We start from the raw sequence: 16,943 nt of genomic DNA on the forward strand, positions 1-16,943 counted from the left end.
TGACAATGTAGGACGTGAACGTTGGGCCGCAACCGGTTTCGTCCGACGGCGGCAATCCTCCAGCAAAGAAATGTGACCCTTGACACAGTTATTCGTCACTCCATACAGTTCAGCGGACGATAGTCGTCTCTTATTCGGTCGACCCGTAACCCTTGACGAGAAGGACACGAGAACCCATGCCTGACAACTCAACTCACGATGAATTTTCCAACGAGGCGTGCCAGTGACCGATCAGAAAACGCAATCGGGGCTTTCGGCTTCCACCGTGCACCGCGGAGCATTCGCAGTCATCGGATTCCTCGCTGCATCCGAACTCACCAGCGGACTCATTCAGACGTGGTACATACCGCTTCTAGGACAAATTGGGCAGAAGTTCACTGCCAACCCAGCACAACTCAACTGGGTGCAGGCTTCCTATCTATTATCAACTGTCGTCTGTGTACCTCTGCTGGCCAAACTAGGCGACAAATACGGCCATCGGCGAATGGTGCTGATTGTGCTTGGCACCGTGACTGTCGGAACGGTCATGACAGCATTAGCACCCTCGTTCGGGATCTTCTTGTTGGGCAGAATCATCCAAGGAACGCTGGGCGCGCTTCTCCCTCTCGAGTTGGCAATTCTCCGGGAACGAGCCGGCGCTGGTGCAGGTCGCGCAATCGGAATATTAGTTGGGTGTCTTGGTGCCGGAGGAGCGATAGGCACCCTATTGGCCGGGATACTCGGAACCAACGCCAATCTGACTCTCGTCCTCCTTCTGCCTGCCGTACTTGCACTAGCAAGCCTAGTTCTCATTGCATATTTCGTGCCCGAAACTTCCAGTCGTACAACAGGGTCCATTGACTGGATCGGTGCTGCCCTCCTTGGCGTCGGCCTCGCGGTCTTCCTCGTCGGAATAAGCAATGGAAACAAGCTGGGATGGACGTCTACAACAACCCTGATGACAATTGGCGGCGGCGCAGTGTTGCTTGTCGCCTTTGTTGCGACTGAGAAGAAAATCAGCACCCCGTTGGTCGATTTATCTCTGCTGACGAAGGGAGGAGTCGGATTCTTGTTGGGATTGACAAGTATATTCGGTGTGCAGTTCTACGGTTCCGCTGCTGTTGCTGCACTGTATTACTCGGCCAAGCCCGACATCGTCGGATACGGATTCGGCCTCGACTCGATGGGCATCGCGCTTGCTATCAGTCCGGCCCCCCTTGCCCTCATGATTTCGTCGTCGTTCGCCGACAGTTTCTCGCGACGAGTCGGAACTCGAACGGCACTACAGTTATCTTCCCTGCTGATTGCAGTTTGGTTTTGCGGGTTAATCGCATTCCGACACAATCTGCCCGCTTTCATCTCAATGGGCATCATTGGTGGCCTCGGAACTGGAATATTCGTCGCGCTTCTTCCCGCCCTTGTCATTTCTCGTGCACGTCCGGAAGACTCCGCGATCGCGGGCGCTCTGTACAACACGTCTCGAACGATGGCTGGGGCAATCGCCGGCGCTGCGTTCGCCGCGATCATGTCCGGCATGCTGATGAGTGGGTCGAAAATACCTAGCGAGAGCGCATTCATAACAATTTGGGCCGTCTGCATCGGTGTTTGCGTTCTAATTTTTGCGCTCGTCCCATTCCTTAACAAGCTGGGCGGAAAGGCCTACCAACCCGAGTCGCCGGAGTAAGTGATCGATCATCCGGTCCGAGAATCATCGTGAGACTGCGTACGAGATCTTTCGAACACCAGTTTTGAGCAAGTGCGCGGGCCGTACGTCGCTACTGCATCGGGCTTGACCAGAACTGACGGATGGCGCGTGGCATGATGGGCCAATGTCACGCGCCATCCAGCAACCATCCGGCCGCGGGCGCCCGATCGATCCAGACATAGAAGCACGTCTTCTGTCCACTACGCTGGAATTGTACGGAGATCTGGGGTGGGCAAGACTGAATCTCGATCTCATTGCGCGACACGCCAAGGTTGGAAAAGCGGCCCTCTACCGGCGATGGCAAACGAAAGAACAGATAATGTCAGCCGCGTTGCGATCCCACCAAGGTCCCCAGGTCGACTTCGATACCGGAACGTTTCGTGGCGACCTTCTTACTCTTGGCCGAGCGACGGCAGATTGGCTACTAGGCGATTATGGCTTAGTGCGAATGCGAGCCATGATTGATGCAAAGATTTATCCCGAACTATTCGAGGGCGAAATAGCCGATTTGCGCAGTGAAACTATTGCCAACGGTCGTGGAATTATCTTTCGCGCAATCGAACGCGGTGAAATCATAGAGGGTACGTCGCCAGCCCTGGTACTCGATGCTGTCACAGGAACAATCGAGCACCATTATTTGATGACCCCGATGTCGAAACTCAAAGAGTTCGAATCCGGGGCCGAGAAATACATCGAATCAGTCGTCGACCTCGTTCTCGCGGGCCTCAACTGCCACAGTAATTCTGCCGACAAGTAATCACGAGTATCACCTGTCGACCAACCGGGAATCAAGCGCTCAACTTCTGTTCTCGCGGTGCACCGGCAGGCTGAGCCATTGAACGACCGACTCGCCTGTTTAGGCGAAAGTTGTTGACGTACATATACATCGAGCGTCTATAATCGACGGACCTGGCCGTCGATGGTCGGCAGCGACGGGTCCGATCCTTGGTTGCGTTCAATCGGATCGCGACTTCCTGATGCGCGTAGGTAGAGAAACGAGATCACTATGGAAATGCCATAGATCGGTACCTCCACGTCACTGAGATGGTCAGTGAAAGAGTCATTGCTGCAATACGTTCGAGCACTTGGCGAGATTTCATATGATTCTGCCATCGTCGAACAGGGCAACGAACTGGCCTGGCCTCTCGTCACCGATCATCATGAGCCCGACGGGACTCGGATTGCCCAGTACCGTGGCCGGATCCATCTCCGGGCACACGACGGACTTCTGGATATCGTCATCGCCGATCCCCAGGTTCGTTTGACCGGGGTGCAGGGGCAATTGAGCGTAGCGGCATCCAATGAACGATCTGAACGCGTCGTTGTTGCAACCCTCGATGTCATAGACAACTCAGCATCAGGTGTGCGCACCGAAGTACGGGTGACCACCGCCGGCTCTATGCTCTTCGGCTCCAATTATCCTTCAGGAACAAAGCTTTCGCCGTTGACCATCAGGTTGGCCCACAGTGACAGACACCGAGCGCTCTTTCTTGCATGACGCCGATCCCTCGTCAACCTCGACACGAGTCACACCAAAGCGACGCTGGACGATTTTCTTGGTGGACGTTCCAATTTCGTTGTGAGTACCGACCGGCTCGATCAACCGTCGGGCAGCGACGCGGAGCCGGTTCTCGACATAGGCACTGCCGAGCTAGCTTTGCCACTTCTCGCATGTGAATCCCTTCGTAGTTCCGCCGACGGGCGCCAGTTCCCCTGCCACTACGAGGACGCGTTCGAGCCTAGGACGCCTACACATGACGACGCAGCAGATGGCGCGGCTGAACAGGTCTGCAACAGCACGATATTCGACCCCATCCGCAGTCCTCCTTCGCATTCCCTGTTTCACTGCTCCACTGCGCGTCATCGGCCTCGCAGAGAGGACAGATTGCGCGGGCAGAACACGCACTCGGTACCCACGGCCCAGAACCGAATGCGTAGCCCCTCTTCGCGTCGGGTGTTGTTTGTGGAACTAGGCCGGACGGGGTGCTCCTTTCTGACTACACAAACCAACCGTCTCGGCACACGAAAGACCTCGAACGTGGCTCACATCGGGTGAGTCCTGTCCGCTAAACCTGGATCATCGTCCAACAATCGGAACGTGTTACGCTTAGCTAGCGTGGACCTCACTCCACGTATTGTCAAGTCCCCCTCACTACTTCACCGGCCAGTGCGATCGAATCGCAATCTTTCGATCAGGCAAAGAAATGAAGCTCCTGTTGAAAATATTCACTCGATATGCTCAGGTATAAAGAGAACAGGATCCGATTAGGCAAACGGGTCTTCCCTGAACCTGTGGAGTGCTGCGCCCTACTGTCGGCGCCGCACGACACCCCAGGCAGCACGCCAGGTCGCGGACCGATACCGCTGACCTCTCGAGATAAGACGAGGTACTAGATGTTCGACGAGTCGTGGGTGGGTCGGCGAAGTGAGACGATCACACGCAGTTGGTCGTCCAAGGATGCGTTGCTGTATGCACTTGCAGTGGGTGCCGGGCAGGGCCACCCGTTGGAAGAACTAGAGTTCACCACCGAAAACAGCGAGGCAAAGCCGCAGAAGGTGTTGCCGACATTCGCGAATGTCGCCCTCTCCGGTGGCCTCATTCCGTTGCCAGACGGTGTGGACCTGTCGAAAATGCTCCACGCCGAGCAGGGATTCATCATCGACGACGCACTCCCCGTCGAGGGTGAGGTAACCACGTCCAGTGCCATCGCGGGCGTCTACGACAAGGGTTCCGGAACACTCGTCGAGGTCGAATCCGAAGCCCGCGACGATACGGGACGTCTGCTGAGTGTCGTTCGATCCGCTATGTTCTTCCGTGGATCCGGAGGGTGGGGTGGCAGCCGGGGACCGGCCTCGGAATGGGAGAAACCCGCTGGCAAACCCGATCATCAGGTCACCTACCGCACTCGCACGGACCAGGCACTTTTATACCGACTGACTGGTGACCGAAATCCTCTGCACACGGACCCTTCGTTCGCGTCCCGAGGCGGATTTCCACGACCAATCCTGCACGGTATGTGCGCGTACGGGTTCACCGGCCGTGCGCTGTTACATGCTGCTGCCAACTCGGAGCCGAAGCGATTCCGCGCGATGCAGGGTCGTTTCACGAAACCCATTCTCCCCGGCGAGAGCCTCACTGTCTCGATGTGGATCGACGGCACGGTCGTGCGATTCCAGACAACAGATGCAGCAGGTACACCCGTCATCGACCAGGGCACCGCCACCATCGTGTGACCGTAAGACACACATCATTTCCGAAACAATCAGGCGGACAACAACATCATGGGATCTCCCGCGAGCAGCGAAGCGATCTGCACGGGATCAGGGCGAAGTATCGGAGCAGCAGCTGTCAGCACGCTCTCTCCGACTTGGGAACTGAGACCAGAACCGCGGATACTGACCAAACTTTCCACTAGATAGCGAAGCTCGCTGTCACTCAGTCCGGCAACGCTATCTGTTTGTTGCGCTCACCACGGTTGACCACACCCGCGTCGGCCATCTCATATTTCCCTGCCTTACCAGCCATGTTGCCAGGAGTACCAATGAAGATATTGTCACGTTCGCGTCCGTTCGGCAGGGAGATACATTTCGGCGTCAGGTCGACGATTTCCGTTGCGGGAGAAAATAATCGCGTGGTCATCGGCAGTCGAGCAGTAGCCCAGCCGAAAGCGCTCTACCGATGACGCGCACCGTAAGTGATCCTGCGACAGAAGTCACCGAGAACGCTCGTGTGCCGTCAACCGTGTGGGTCCTCTCGTTTATCGCTGTCGCGTCCGGTCTCGGCTACGGAATGCTAGGGCCGGCACTGCCGGCACTGGCTGACCTTTACTCCGTCGGAGCAGCGAGCGTAAGTCTTGCCGTCAGTGGACTCGCGGCGGGCCGCCTGATCGCAAACGTCTCCCTGACGGGCTTGTTGAAAAAATTCCGTCTGCGGAACGTGCTCGTATTCGGACTCGCCATCCAAGGTGTATGCAGTGTCGTCGCCGGCTTATCGCCGAACTTTGAACTCTTTGTTGCATTTCGGTCGTTGAGCGGTATAGGCAGCGCCGGCTTCACCGTCGCAGGTACCGGATTGTTGCTCGTCGTCACGACTTCGGTGCAACGCGCCCGTTCGATGAGCATCTACTTCACAGCCACATCGTTGGGAATGATCTCAGGACCCGCGATCGGCGGTTTGGTGGCAACGATCGACCCACGCCTGCCGCTGATCATCTACGGCGTGCTTCTCGGCGTGGGTTCGCTTGTTGCTTTGGTCGCGCTGCGCAGCGCGCGAGGACTCCGCACTAGTGACGGCATTAGTCCCGAAGATGTTGTGCCCGTATCGACCTCGAGCCTCCTCCGAGAACTGTTTCGCAGCCGCACGTTCGTAGCGGTAATGCTGCTCCAGTTTGCGACGGGGTGGGTGTTGTACGGCGTGCGCACGGTGGTCATGCCGGTCCGGCTTGATGACCTCGGGTTCGGTGTTGGAGTGATTGGCATGTTGTTGACAGTCGCGGCCGTCGCCCAGATTGCCGCAAGCAGCTTGGGCGCTGTAACCGGACGGCTGAGTCTTCGAACGGTCACCGTCACTGCTCTCGCTCTAGCGCTGGTCGTGACCGCTCTATTTGGTGAGCTCAAGGCATTACAGCTGATCGTTGCTGCCTTCGTCGGACTCGGACTGGCTCACGGGCTGACTTCCACCACGGCACCATCGCTCCTCGGCGAGGTGCGTGGTGGCGCCAGCGGTCTAGCGGTGGCCGCCTTTTGGATCGCGTTCGACGTTGGAGCGATTCTGGGACCGTACACAACAGGTGCTCTCCTGGATACGGCCGGCGCCCCCGTAGCGTTCCTGTCGAGCGCCGGTGTCCTGGCGGCCGCCCTCATTGCTTGCCTGTTCGTACCCCGAAAACCGAAACTACCTTCCCCAATCGAGCCATCTCCCCAGGTCAGGACCGTAAATCCGCCCAAGACAGCTCACAGCAGCGACTGAGCACCTCCCGCAACAAGTCGAAGTTAGACCGAGAGTCGCACCCACGCCACCATGAGGCCGTTGTACCCATCCCTGACAATCGTCGGATCTGCGGTTGACGGTCTCATGGTTGTCGAAGCGATCCTCGATGAAGTGCGCTGTCTCAGTGAATAACTCGACTCGGCGCAGCCTGACGATTGTATTCACTGGTCTTCGACCAATTGCGTTGCCGAGCTGTTCTTCTGGTTCGTCGCGGGCATCGCTTCGTCAACGCTTGCTCTCGAAATCTCTCGACCGCAGAGTCGCGATCGTCACCCTTCCCGCCGGGATGGCAGGTGCCTGAACGTCACGATCGGGAGTAGCGCCGCCAACCCGAGCACGCAGAGGCTCGCACGCAGCGCAACCAACCTGGATTCGACGTTGATCTCCACCGCCCGGTCGAGCTGCGCCGAGGTCAACTCCATTCCCGCCAGGCGGCTTCGGAGGTCGTCGTTTTCGACGAAACTTACCGAACTGGTGGTCACTTCAATTCTGCTGTCCGACAGTAGATCCGATCCGTCGGCGACACGGACCGAGGCGGACTGCGCAAGCACGGACATCAGCACGGCCCCCGCGACGGCGGTACCCGTGCACAGGCCGAGAAAGTTCGCCATTCCCCGAGCGCTGCCGATCTCTCCGGAGAGAGACGGTGGGCTGGTCTCCATGAGCAATGCACTGCCCGCACTCAGTCCCACTCCGATACCGAGGCCCAAGGCGACCTCACTGATCAAAGTCCACGCACCTGACCATTGGTTGGAGATGGTCATTGCCAGCAGTATCACCGACGCGGCAGCCAGCACGTGGGCTGCTGTCAACAGCCAACGGCACGCTATCAGTCGCATCAGAACTGGTGTGGCAGCAGCGGAGGCGAGTGCGGCAAGGGAGATCGGTATCAGCATCAGTGCCGTCCCCAGCGGGCTCTTGCCCAGCACCATCTGCGTATAGAGCGGCAGCAGGTAGCTCACGCCGGCCATCAACAGGTTCACCGCGACCAGCCCACTCAGGCACGCACGGTTGAGCCCCGACCCGAACACCTGAGGGGCAAGCAGGGGTGTCCTGTCAGCGTCGAGCAACTCGTGTTGGCGCGCGACAAACGTGTGGAGCACCAGGCCGCCGATCAATAACAACGCGAGCACGGGCGAAAGGCCGAGCACACTCAAGGGAGCACCCTCGGCGGCGAGGACAAGCCCCCACGATCCGATCTGATTGATGGCGGCGACCAACATCAGCACGCCCACGGCCGAAAGCGCGATACTCGTCTTGTCGATGGTCCCTCGGAACGTAGTCCGGGGAAGCCGTAGACGGGACGCGACGACGCTCGTTCCCGCGATTACGACAAGCAGCAGCACAAAGGGCGCTCTCCAACCCCAGGCTTGCACGAGAAATCCGCCGACCAACAAAGCGAGCGCCGCACCGATTCCGGTTGTACCCGCCAGCACCGACACCGCAACGGTGCGCTGCGTGCCGGAATATGTCTGACCGAGAATCGCCAGCGCGTTGGGCACAAGAAGAGCACCACCGAGTCCGGCGATCGCCTCACCTGCGATAAGAACCGAGACATTCTGTGCCAGAACGCAAGACAGCATTCCCGCGGCGTAGACACTCAAGCCGAGCAGCTGAGTGTTTCTAGCACCCAGCACCCCGCTGATCTTGCCGCCGGTGATCGTGAAGGCTGCGACGAACACGCCGTACGCGACGATGGCCAACTGCACGTTTGAGATCGTGGTGTCCAGCCCGTCGACGATCCCACTGATCGCCATTGGCAACACCGTAGCGTTGAATACCGAGACCAAACCGGTGCAGCACACGAGCACGAGCGGCAACCAACTCGCCCTGAGTTGAGCGTCGACCGCACGCTCGGTTGCCACAGGAACGGAAGGCAGCTGATCCGCAGTATCCATATGTACACCCCTCGGGGATCGATGATGTCGCGGCGATGGCATAACCGACGGTGAGCTGACCACCCACGCAGGGAGAGCCGGCTGCTGTCGATCAGGCCGGCAGAGTCAGAAATTGCATAGGCGGCGTTTCCTCGAAGCGGCGAGAGACGTTACCGGCGAGTCCGCCTTCGAGGGACGTGTCGCCCATCAGGTCGAGCTTGCCTGCCTGCGCGCCCACACTGAAGTCCAGCTTGTCGAAGTCCACCCACAAGACATTGGGTCGCGTAGTCGAGTCGAAGACGTACCGCTTGTTGGTCAAATCGGAGACGGTCTGCCAAATCGTCTGCGAGGCATAGGGTTTGTCGGGATCAGGGATCCTGAAGGGTTGCGCAGCATTGCGGATGACGCTGAACATTCCCGCCACCGCCTCGACCTCGCTCTTCGGCTCAGGCAGCCGGCCCACGTAATATGCTGCGCGAGCGAACCGGTCGGACGCAAGCGTGGTCCCCGGTAGCGGCTTGGTGCCACCGAACCCGTCGACCTCTTTGAGAAGTTCGATTTGCTTGTCGAAGGACGGGGAATTGGTCATCACACGGTAGTCACGGTCGTGCCAGACGGTCGCCTTGCCGTCGAGGTACTCGATGATCGCCGAATCGCCGGTCGCGTCGTCCAACGCAAGGTGAACGGCGGGCACCTCGCCAGTCGCCGGATCGCCCAGCGGTACAACCTGGACGTCGGAATCGACGATCCAGGCGGCGGCATCCGCAACAGTGGCAAAGTTATCCAGGAAGTACTGCAGCCAGATCGCCATGCTCAGACTTGGCTTCGATGTGTCACGACTACCGTAATCCGATTCCGCGAGCCACAAGATATGGCCCGCCAGTCCAGCCTCGTTCATACCGTCTACCGACATCATGTCGAATGCGCCAGCCACGACGCTGCCGTATTCGGCTGTCCAACTAAGGGAACCGCCGACGCCGTCGTTGCGTTCAATCCCCGGGGGAAGCAACCACAGATTTGTCCCGGTGTCGCGGTGATAATCCATGTTGCGGCCGACGAGAACTGCCCCTGCGGCATCAGGCCAAATTACTCTGGTACACATCGTTTCACCTTCTGTAGATTTCGAGAGAACCAATGTTTGCCGATACTCTTCTGCTACACGCCTGAGTGATGAAGGCCTTTCCGCGACAGCCGATCCCGGACACCTACAGCTACTCGTTTGCGAATTCAGTTGGTCGGCTTTTTACGACGGGTGAGAAGGCCGGCGATCCAGCCGAGTAGGAGGATCACGACGAGGGTGAGCCAGAGCGGTGACTGCACGGATACCCAGAACAGTTCGATCGTGGTTTCGCTCCGGTTCTGGAAGATGAAGATCAGGGTCAGAACCACCAACACCGCAGCGAGGATGTTACGCGGGGTGAGTAACGATGTGGCGGAGTCGATCTGGGCGCCTGAACTCATGGGAGGTACCTTTCGTCGCCGCAGTCGGTCAGTAATCGGTCTACGAGGATGCGTGCTTTCCGAGCGGGAAACTTCGCGTGCGTGAGACTGCCCGCGGGTACGGTTCGCCGACCATTGAGGAATTGATTCAGACATCCGTGTCTACGAGGACGGCTGGTCGGCACAGTCACAAAAAAACTTGCCCGAGAAATCCGAGCCGGACTCGGCGGGCGCTACGACAAAGATTGGAACAATCGAAATCTAACACGTGAGACGCAGCGCGATGGTCGATTAGGGCGAATTCTTAGACTAACCACCCTCCTTGTCACTGCCTTTGTCCGGCCGGCCGATCGACCACTTGCTACATGCGGCACGCGCCGTTCGCCTGACACATCATGCGTGACATCACGCACTAAATCGCGAAATTCACCCACGATTTCACCCCCAGCCAACGTGCCGTATGCCCATGCAAACACGTGACTCGTGATACAAAACAAAGGAGAGTTGCCTGCACACATCTTCTTTCAGACCCTTTGCCAGACGGCAATTCTTGGAACGCGTTGATCCGCGACATACGTCGAAAATGGCAGCGAGGCGCCTGTACACGGAGGTGAAAAGCAGATACCTCATGAAGACCGGCGGGGTAATTCGCGCTGCTGGTCATTGGACTCGATTGTTCACAGCGACTACGGACTATCCACCGATAACGCAGATGAATCGTACGCTCGCCTGCCGAGTTGCGGACCTCGTGCGCCAAAATCGGAGGGCATTCCAATAACCATTGCCTGAGCAGTTGATTCGTCCCACATCTGATCCAGGGAAGGTGAAAGTATGTGCACTCGCGTCATCTGGAATGAACCCGGCGGAGCGGTTCTCGTCGGTCGAAACATGGACTACCACCGGGATACCGCCACGAACCTGTGGGTTATGCCTCGGGGGATCAAACGAGACGACGGCGTCGGCGGCCAACTGTCCTGGGTAGCCCGATACGGCAGCGTCGTGGCAGGCGCGTACGACATGATGACCGTCGACGGGATGAACGAAGTTGGCCTCGCCGGGCATATCCTCTGGCTCTCCGAATCAACGTACGGCGAGCACGACAAAAGCAAACCCGCCTTGAGCATGGCGGTCTGGATGCAGTACTTCCTCGACAACTTCGCAACCGTCGACGAAGCAGTGGCCTGGATCGAGGACACCAGTGTCCAAGTCGTCCCGCTGGGAGACCCGAGCACCGGTGAAGTACCCGCGGTGCACCTCGCGTTGGTCGATGGGAACGGCGACTCCGTAGTCATCGAGTACATCGACGGAAAGCCCAACGTGTGGCACAGCCGTGACTACCGCGTGATGACCAACTCCCCCACCTACGACAAGCAGATCGAACTATTGAAGCAGGTCCAAGGGTTCGGTGGAGACAGGCCACTTCCCGGAACCACAGTGGCCTCCGACAGGTTCGCGCGCGCAGCGTATTACGTCGGACGCCTTCCCGAACCCAAGAGCCAACTCGAGGCAATCGCCGGCATGTTCAGCGTCATCCGTAACACCGCGCAACCGTTCCGCATCCCTGATCCCGACAAGCCGAACGCGTCGCAGACGATTTGGCAGACCGTCTCCGACCTCACCAACAAGCGGTACGTCTTCGAGTCGACAACTCGACCCAATGTCGTCTGGGTCGAATTGAGTGAATTGAACTTCGAGGAGGGCGCTCCCGCCGGCAAGCTCGACCTGATCGGGGACACCGCTCTCGAGGGTGGGCTGGCCGGAAATGTCACCGGCCGCTTCGATGAGACCGCACCTTTGAAATTCCTCGCCCTACCGTCCTGATCGGTACCCGAATCATCGGTGGTTATATGCGCTTGCAAGATATGGGCAGCGCACATAACCGCCGGTATTCGCGCGATCATATCGCGCGATAAACATTGCTCGATCGTGTCTCACGATTCCTCACGTACGCACCGCTGTTTCCTCACGGTGATGAAACTGGTGCACTCAGACCGCTTCTGCCATTGCCGACACTGGCCGGGTGCTTTTTCCCAGGAATACCGCGGAGGCGAACAGGAAGAACAACGCACCGACGAAGGTGCCGATATTGGCCATATTGGGATCAAGTGTATTTCCGTCACGGAGTATGAACGATCCGACGGCAGATACGCCGAAAGCAATGGATCCGAATGTGTTGAGCCAGACGCTTTGCCATTCCGTCGATCGCGGCGCCCAGTACGTCTTCGCGCGCCATAGGATAAGCACAGCAAGACCGCTCGAAACGAGGAATGCGATGGAGCCCTCCGCGTTGGGATTCCAGACGAGGTGCATTTCTCCTTGCACGTTGAGGTCGTGCAGAGCTGAACCGGTACTGATGTTGAACAGTATCGTGCCGAGAAGCTGCACTGCTGCCGATAACCACACGGCACGGATTGCAGGCTTACCGGAGTCGGAAGTAGTGGCCGATCCACTGAGTATCAACTGGATAAACGCGGCGCCGGTGAAAAACCAGGACCCGGCGAAAAAGAAAACGTTCGCGAGGGCGGCGCCGAAGAGCGACGAAAGGAAGGGTGCCGAACCGAGCGCGAAGAGAGTCGATCCGATCACGAAGCCCCAGGACTGCATCCGTAATGTCGGGTGAATCAGCATGCGCCGCAGTGTAGTTCAACTCCGACATAATATTTCGAGGATCCGAGATTTTGCGCATACCCCCCGTCTACGACGGCATCTCCGGATCGGTTCGCCAGGTCTGATCGTTACCGAATCAATAGGGTGATTTTTCGTTATTTGCCCTCAATGTCCGAATTTCACTGTTAGCGTGCGAGTTATGACAGCCCCTTCAAAAGCTGGACATCGTTTACTGTTCCGCAATGTTCGTATCTTCGACGGCGTCGCTGCGACAGTAGTTTCGGGTGACGTGCTGATTGACGGAGAGACGATTGCGGGAGTCTCGCAATCCCCGATCGGAGACGACCCGAGCCGAGAGACCACCGTCATCGACGGTGGAAATCGAGTCTTGATGCCGGGTATGAGCGACGCTCACGTGCATCTGGTCGGCAACGCCAATTCATACATGGATATGGTGATGGGCAGCGAAGCGCATATCGCGCTCAATGGCCTCGCCGAGGCAAAGAACATGCTCCACCGCGGGTTCACCACGGTCCGGGACATGGCCGGCGACACCAGTAGCATCAAATCGGTCATCGACCGGGGACTGTTCGAGGGACCTCGAATCTATCCCTCCCAGGCCGCTATTTCGCAGACCAGCGGGCACGGCGACTTCGGATTCGTCTACGAATGCCCCACCGCTTTGGGCGGAAAGCAAAGTCGGGCCGAAGAAATCGGCTTCATGCGCGTCGCAGACGGTCCGGAGCGAGTATTGGCCGCAGTTCGCGAACAACTCAAAAAGGGTGCCTCACAAATCAAGATGATGGTCGGCGGCGGCGCAGCGTCGATGTACGACCCTCTCTACACAGTCCAGTTCACCGATCCCGAACTTCGTGCAGCGGTGAATGCCGCCACCGACTACGGAACCTACGTCGCTACCCATGTCTACAACGTCACCGGCATTCGCCGCGCGATCGATGCCGGCGTGAAGTCCATCGAACACGGCCATCTCGCCGACGAGGCGACGATCGCGCTGATGGCCGAGAAGGACATTTGGCTTTCGATGCAGCCCTTCGCCTTGGGCGATCATCACTACCCCGACCCTAGCCGTGCAGAAAAGGACCGCGAGATCTGCACCGGTACCGATGACGTATACAGCTGGGCCCGCAAACACGGCGTCAAAACAGCCTGGGGCACAGATCTTTTGCTCGAACCGCAGATCGCGCCCCGGCAGAGCGAGATGGCCGCCCGACTCGGCGACCATTACAGCAATGTCGACGCCCTTCGGATGCTCACCTCCGGAAATGCCGAACTCTTCCGGCTCGCCGGCGAGCGGGATCCCTACAGGCAGGCACCACTCGGAGTAATCACCGAGGGCGCCTGGGCAGATGTCCTACTCGTCGACGGAAATCCACTCGAGGACCTCAACCTGCTCGCAGAGCCAGGCAAGAGCCTAAGGGTCATCGTCAAGAACGGCCAGGTAGTGAAAGACACTTTGTGACATCTCTCGTCGATGCGTGATCCTCCACGAGACGAACCCACCGGGGACCTCTCGCGTAGCTCCGCGCCGCCGTGCCGCACCAAGGTCGGGAGGCCTCAAATTGGTTGAAACCAGTTCAGAGAGTTGGCAATTACCCGCCGAAGCAGCGGCGGGGACATTGGTCTCCGCTCGGGGCATCGAATTACACGGACCGTGGGGCCACGTGTTCGGTCCACTCGATATGGATATCGACGCAGGCGGTGTGACGGTGCTGGCTGCGCAGGCCGGCGCCGCGCGAACCGCCTTGCTGATGACACTGTGCGGACGAATGCGATTGTCCGCGGGGACATTAGCCGTACTCGGCTACGACAATCCGACAAGAATCTTGGCCATCTCGGCGATCGCATGTCTGAACGAACTCGACGACGTCCGACCGTCGGTGACCGTACGTGACATGGTGACCGAACAACTGCGATGGAATTCTCCGTGGTACAAAATCGTTCCCCGCGCGAGCGAGGTGGAAGTCGCGAACATGTGCGCAGACACGTTCGGTGACATCGAATTACCCCCGCTCAATGCCTTCGTCGACGACCTTCCCGAAATCCAACAATTGTTGTTGCGGATCGCCGTCGCGAACACCAAACGCCCGCCATTGCTCGTTGTCGGGCGCATCGACAAAATCGCCGACGACCTCGAGAGAGCCGCCTTGCTGCAACGGCTTGTTGCACTCGGCGAGCACCAGTCGGTGATCACTGCAGATGTCAACGCACTCCCGCCTGATACCGGCGTCCACGCCGTGGTGAACATGCACGGATTGCTCGGAGCCGGCGATATCGGCGTTATGACCGAAGGAAGGTGACTGATGCTCGCAGGTATATCTCTGGGCAGCGATGTCAAACGCTATTCCCGCGGCACCCTGCCACGAATCGCGATCGTCACCATCATCTTGTTGCCGCTGCTGTACGGCGCGATGTACTTGTGGGCCTTCTGGAACCCCTTCGGCGAGGTGAACAAAATCCCCGCGGCGATTGTCAACAACGACTCGGGACGAACATCGACAGGACAACAAGTCGACGCCGGCGATCAAGTCGTCAAATCGCTCATCGCCTCCGGACAACTTGATTTGGCGGAGGTCTCGGATCAAGAAGCCCAAGCCGGGCTCTCCAGTGGCAAGTACTATTTCACGATCACCTTGCCCGAGAACTTCAGCGACGCTGTCGAATCACCCAACGGTGACAACCCCGAGAAGGCCGATCTCACCTTCACCTTCAACGACGCCAATAATTATCTGGCCACCATCATCGGTCAAGACGCCTCCGAACAGGTCATCAACCAGGTCAACTCGACCATCGGCGCCCAAGGCGTCGGCCAGGTCCTGACAGGTCTGCAGACCGCCGGTTCGGGCCTGGGCCAGGCTGCCGACGGAGCAAAGACCCTCGCGAACGGTATCGACACAGCCAAGGCCGGAGCGGATCAACTCAGCTCCGGTGCCGATGAGCTCTCCACGAACATGGTCACCGCACGCGATGGGTCTGCGCAGCTCGCAGCAGGCGCCGGGCAACTCGCCACGGCGATCGACGGTGTCGCGGATCCATTGCTCAACGCCCTCGACTCCAGCAACGTGCCCGACCTCGGAGCCCAAGCGGCACAGCTGAGGCAGTCCCTCACTGCTCTCGGCGATCGCCTCCCCCAGCCGCCGCAAGTGACCATCTCCCCCGTGCTGCAGCGAGTTGTCGACCTTCTCGGGCCCAGCAGCGACCCTCTCGCCCAACAGGCCGTTGCAGCACTCACCCCATTCACCGCAGCACAACCCCAAAGTGACACTGCCGCACTACAAGCGGAAATCAGTCGGCTCAGCGAAGACGCACGCGCACTCGAATACCAGTTGACGGATCCAACCAGTCCCCTGCAATCCGGACTCGCACTCCTGCAAAACGGTGGACTGGCTTCAGACGTGCGGCAACTACGCGACGGCGCCGACCAGCTCAGTTCCGGAGCCACGACTCTGAACTCCGGACTGATCCAGTTGACCGATGGCAGTATCGCGCTCGCGAGCGGAGCCGATCAGCTCGCTTCGGGAATGGTGGAACTGCAATCGGGCTCGGATGAACTGGCCGACGCACTCGCAAAGGGCGCCGGGCAGGTACCGAGTTGGACTGACGATCAACGCACAGCTACCGCGGACACCCTGTCCACTCCAGTCGCACTCAAGCAGGACTACACGAACGAGGCGCCAACGTTCGGTACGGGATTCGCACCCTTCTTCCTGTCGTTGGCCCTGTTCGTCGGCTGCATTATCACCTGGATGTTGTTGACCCCGTTACAATCCCGCGCAACTATCAGCAATCTTGGCCTGTATCGAACAGTTCTGGCCTCGTACTGGCCGGCGCTGCTCATCGGTATCCTCCAAGTGATCACGATGTACGCAGTGGTACACATCGGAGTGGGCCTGGACGTCAAACACGTTCCAGGAACGATCCTGTTCCTGATGCTGGTCTCGGCGACCTATCTGGCGATGATTCAGATGTTCAATGCTCTCTTCGGAGTTGCAGTCGGCCGAGTGGTGACCTTGGCCTTCCTGATGCTGCAGTTGGTCTCCGCCGGCGGAATCTATCCGGTACCGACGACAGCTACGCCATTTCAATACATCCATCCGTTCGACCCGATGACGTATACCGTCAACGGACTCCGGCAACTCATCACCGCCGAACACGTCGATTCGCGACTCTGGACAGCAATCGCCGTCCTTTCCGGCATTCTGCTCGTATCGATGAGCATCAGCGCACTCTCGGTACGCCGCAATCGCCGCTACACGATGGAACGTCTGTACCCGTCGATCGAAGTGTAGAGCGCTGCGGCGCTACAACTTCCGACTCGATTCTGGAC

Annotated in this window: 14 protein-coding genes; 9 read left to right on the top strand and 5 right to left on the bottom strand. The window is 58.7% G+C overall.

All coding sequences use genetic code 11. The features are described from left to right. The first annotated feature begins 223 nt into the window (after positions 1-223). The 4 genes from CJ178_RS13840 to CJ178_RS13855 all read left to right on the top strand — a co-directional run bounded on the left by CJ178_RS13840 (position 224) and on the right by CJ178_RS13855 (position 4,918). A complete protein-coding gene (locus CJ178_RS13840; protein ID WP_179300752.1) occupies positions 224-1,663 on the top strand; it encodes an MFS transporter in 1,440 nt (479 codons plus the stop codon). Between the two features lie 145 nt (positions 1,664-1,808). Beyond that, positions 1,809-2,441: a TetR/AcrR family transcriptional regulator gene (locus CJ178_RS13845; protein ID WP_051730258.1), complete on the top strand. Its 633-nt coding sequence runs from the start codon at positions 1,809-1,811 to the stop codon at positions 2,439-2,441. Positions 2,442-2,723: 282 nt separating this feature from the next. After that, the gene (locus CJ178_RS13850) at positions 2,724-3,182 is read left to right on the top strand and encodes an HtaA domain-containing protein (RefSeq protein ID WP_257013370.1); all 459 of its coding nucleotides are present in this window, start codon (positions 2,724-2,726) and stop codon (positions 3,180-3,182) included. A gap of 896 nt (positions 3,183-4,078) precedes the next feature. Beyond that, a complete protein-coding gene (locus tag CJ178_RS13855) occupies positions 4,079-4,918 on the top strand; it encodes a MaoC/PaaZ C-terminal domain-containing protein (RefSeq protein ID WP_095886949.1) in 840 nt (279 codons plus the stop codon). Positions 4,919-5,120: 202 nt separating this feature from the next. On the opposite strand, the gene CJ178_RS13860 is transcribed toward CJ178_RS13855, so the two are convergent. After that, on the bottom strand, positions 5,121-5,324 hold the full coding sequence (locus tag CJ178_RS13860; RefSeq protein ID WP_045064406.1) for a hypothetical protein: 204 nt from the start codon (positions 5,322-5,324) through the stop codon (positions 5,121-5,123). Between the two features lie 39 nt (positions 5,325-5,363). Between CJ178_RS13860 and CJ178_RS13865 the strand changes: the two genes are divergently transcribed. Further along, on the top strand, positions 5,364-6,653 hold the full coding sequence (locus CJ178_RS13865) for an MFS transporter (protein ID WP_095886950.1): 1,290 nt from the start codon (positions 5,364-5,366) through the stop codon (positions 6,651-6,653). 290 nt (positions 6,654-6,943) lie between these two features. On the opposite strand, the gene CJ178_RS13870 is transcribed toward CJ178_RS13865, so the two are convergent. The 3 genes from CJ178_RS13870 to CJ178_RS13880 form a co-directional block, all read right to left on the bottom strand. After that, positions 6,944-8,572, bottom strand: coding sequence for an MFS transporter (locus tag CJ178_RS13870; RefSeq protein WP_179300754.1), 1,629 nt, complete (start codon positions 8,570-8,572; stop codon positions 6,944-6,946). 91 nt (positions 8,573-8,663) lie between these two features. Next, positions 8,664-9,653, bottom strand: a complete 990-nt coding sequence (locus tag CJ178_RS13875; protein WP_095886952.1) for a linear amide C-N hydrolase — start codon at positions 9,651-9,653, stop codon at positions 8,664-8,666. A 125-nt stretch (positions 9,654-9,778) separates the two neighbouring features. After that, positions 9,779-10,012, bottom strand: a complete 234-nt coding sequence (locus CJ178_RS13880; protein WP_257013142.1) for a DUF1049 domain-containing protein — start codon at positions 10,010-10,012, stop codon at positions 9,779-9,781. An 810-nt stretch (positions 10,013-10,822) separates the two neighbouring features. On the opposite strand from CJ178_RS13880, the gene CJ178_RS13885 reads away from it, so the two are divergent. Further along, the gene (locus tag CJ178_RS13885; RefSeq protein ID WP_033231598.1) at positions 10,823-11,812 is read left to right on the top strand and encodes a linear amide C-N hydrolase; all 990 of its coding nucleotides are present in this window, start codon (positions 10,823-10,825) and stop codon (positions 11,810-11,812) included. 165 nt (positions 11,813-11,977) lie between these two features. Here the strand turns inward: CJ178_RS13885 and CJ178_RS13890 are convergent, their stop codons facing one another. Further along, the gene (locus CJ178_RS13890) at positions 11,978-12,619 is read right to left on the bottom strand and encodes a hypothetical protein (protein WP_033231599.1); all 642 of its coding nucleotides are present in this window, start codon (positions 12,617-12,619) and stop codon (positions 11,978-11,980) included. A 178-nt stretch (positions 12,620-12,797) separates the two neighbouring features. Here CJ178_RS13890 and CJ178_RS13895 point away from each other — a divergent pair, with 178 nt between their 5' ends. From CJ178_RS13895 to CJ178_RS13905, 3 genes are all read left to right on the top strand, one after another. Continuing rightward, positions 12,798-14,078: a metal-dependent hydrolase family protein gene (locus CJ178_RS13895; protein WP_033231600.1), complete on the top strand. Its 1,281-nt coding sequence runs from the start codon at positions 12,798-12,800 to the stop codon at positions 14,076-14,078. 100 nt (positions 14,079-14,178) lie between these two features. Beyond that, positions 14,179-14,916 carry a hypothetical protein gene (locus tag CJ178_RS13900; RefSeq protein ID WP_230589996.1) on the top strand — a complete coding sequence of 246 codons (738 nt, stop codon included), beginning with the start codon at positions 14,179-14,181 and terminating at the stop codon, positions 14,914-14,916. Between the two features lie 3 nt (positions 14,917-14,919). Then, positions 14,920-16,905 carry a YhgE/Pip domain-containing protein gene (locus CJ178_RS13905; RefSeq protein ID WP_095886953.1) on the top strand — a complete coding sequence of 662 codons (1,986 nt, stop codon included), beginning with the start codon at positions 14,920-14,922 and terminating at the stop codon, positions 16,903-16,905. Positions 16,906-16,943 lie beyond the last annotated feature (38 nt).

The sequence above is a fragment of the Rhodococcus sp. ACPA4 genome (assembly GCF_002300185.1).
Taxonomy (GTDB): domain Bacteria; phylum Actinomycetota; class Actinomycetes; order Mycobacteriales; family Mycobacteriaceae; genus Rhodococcus_F; species Rhodococcus_F globerula.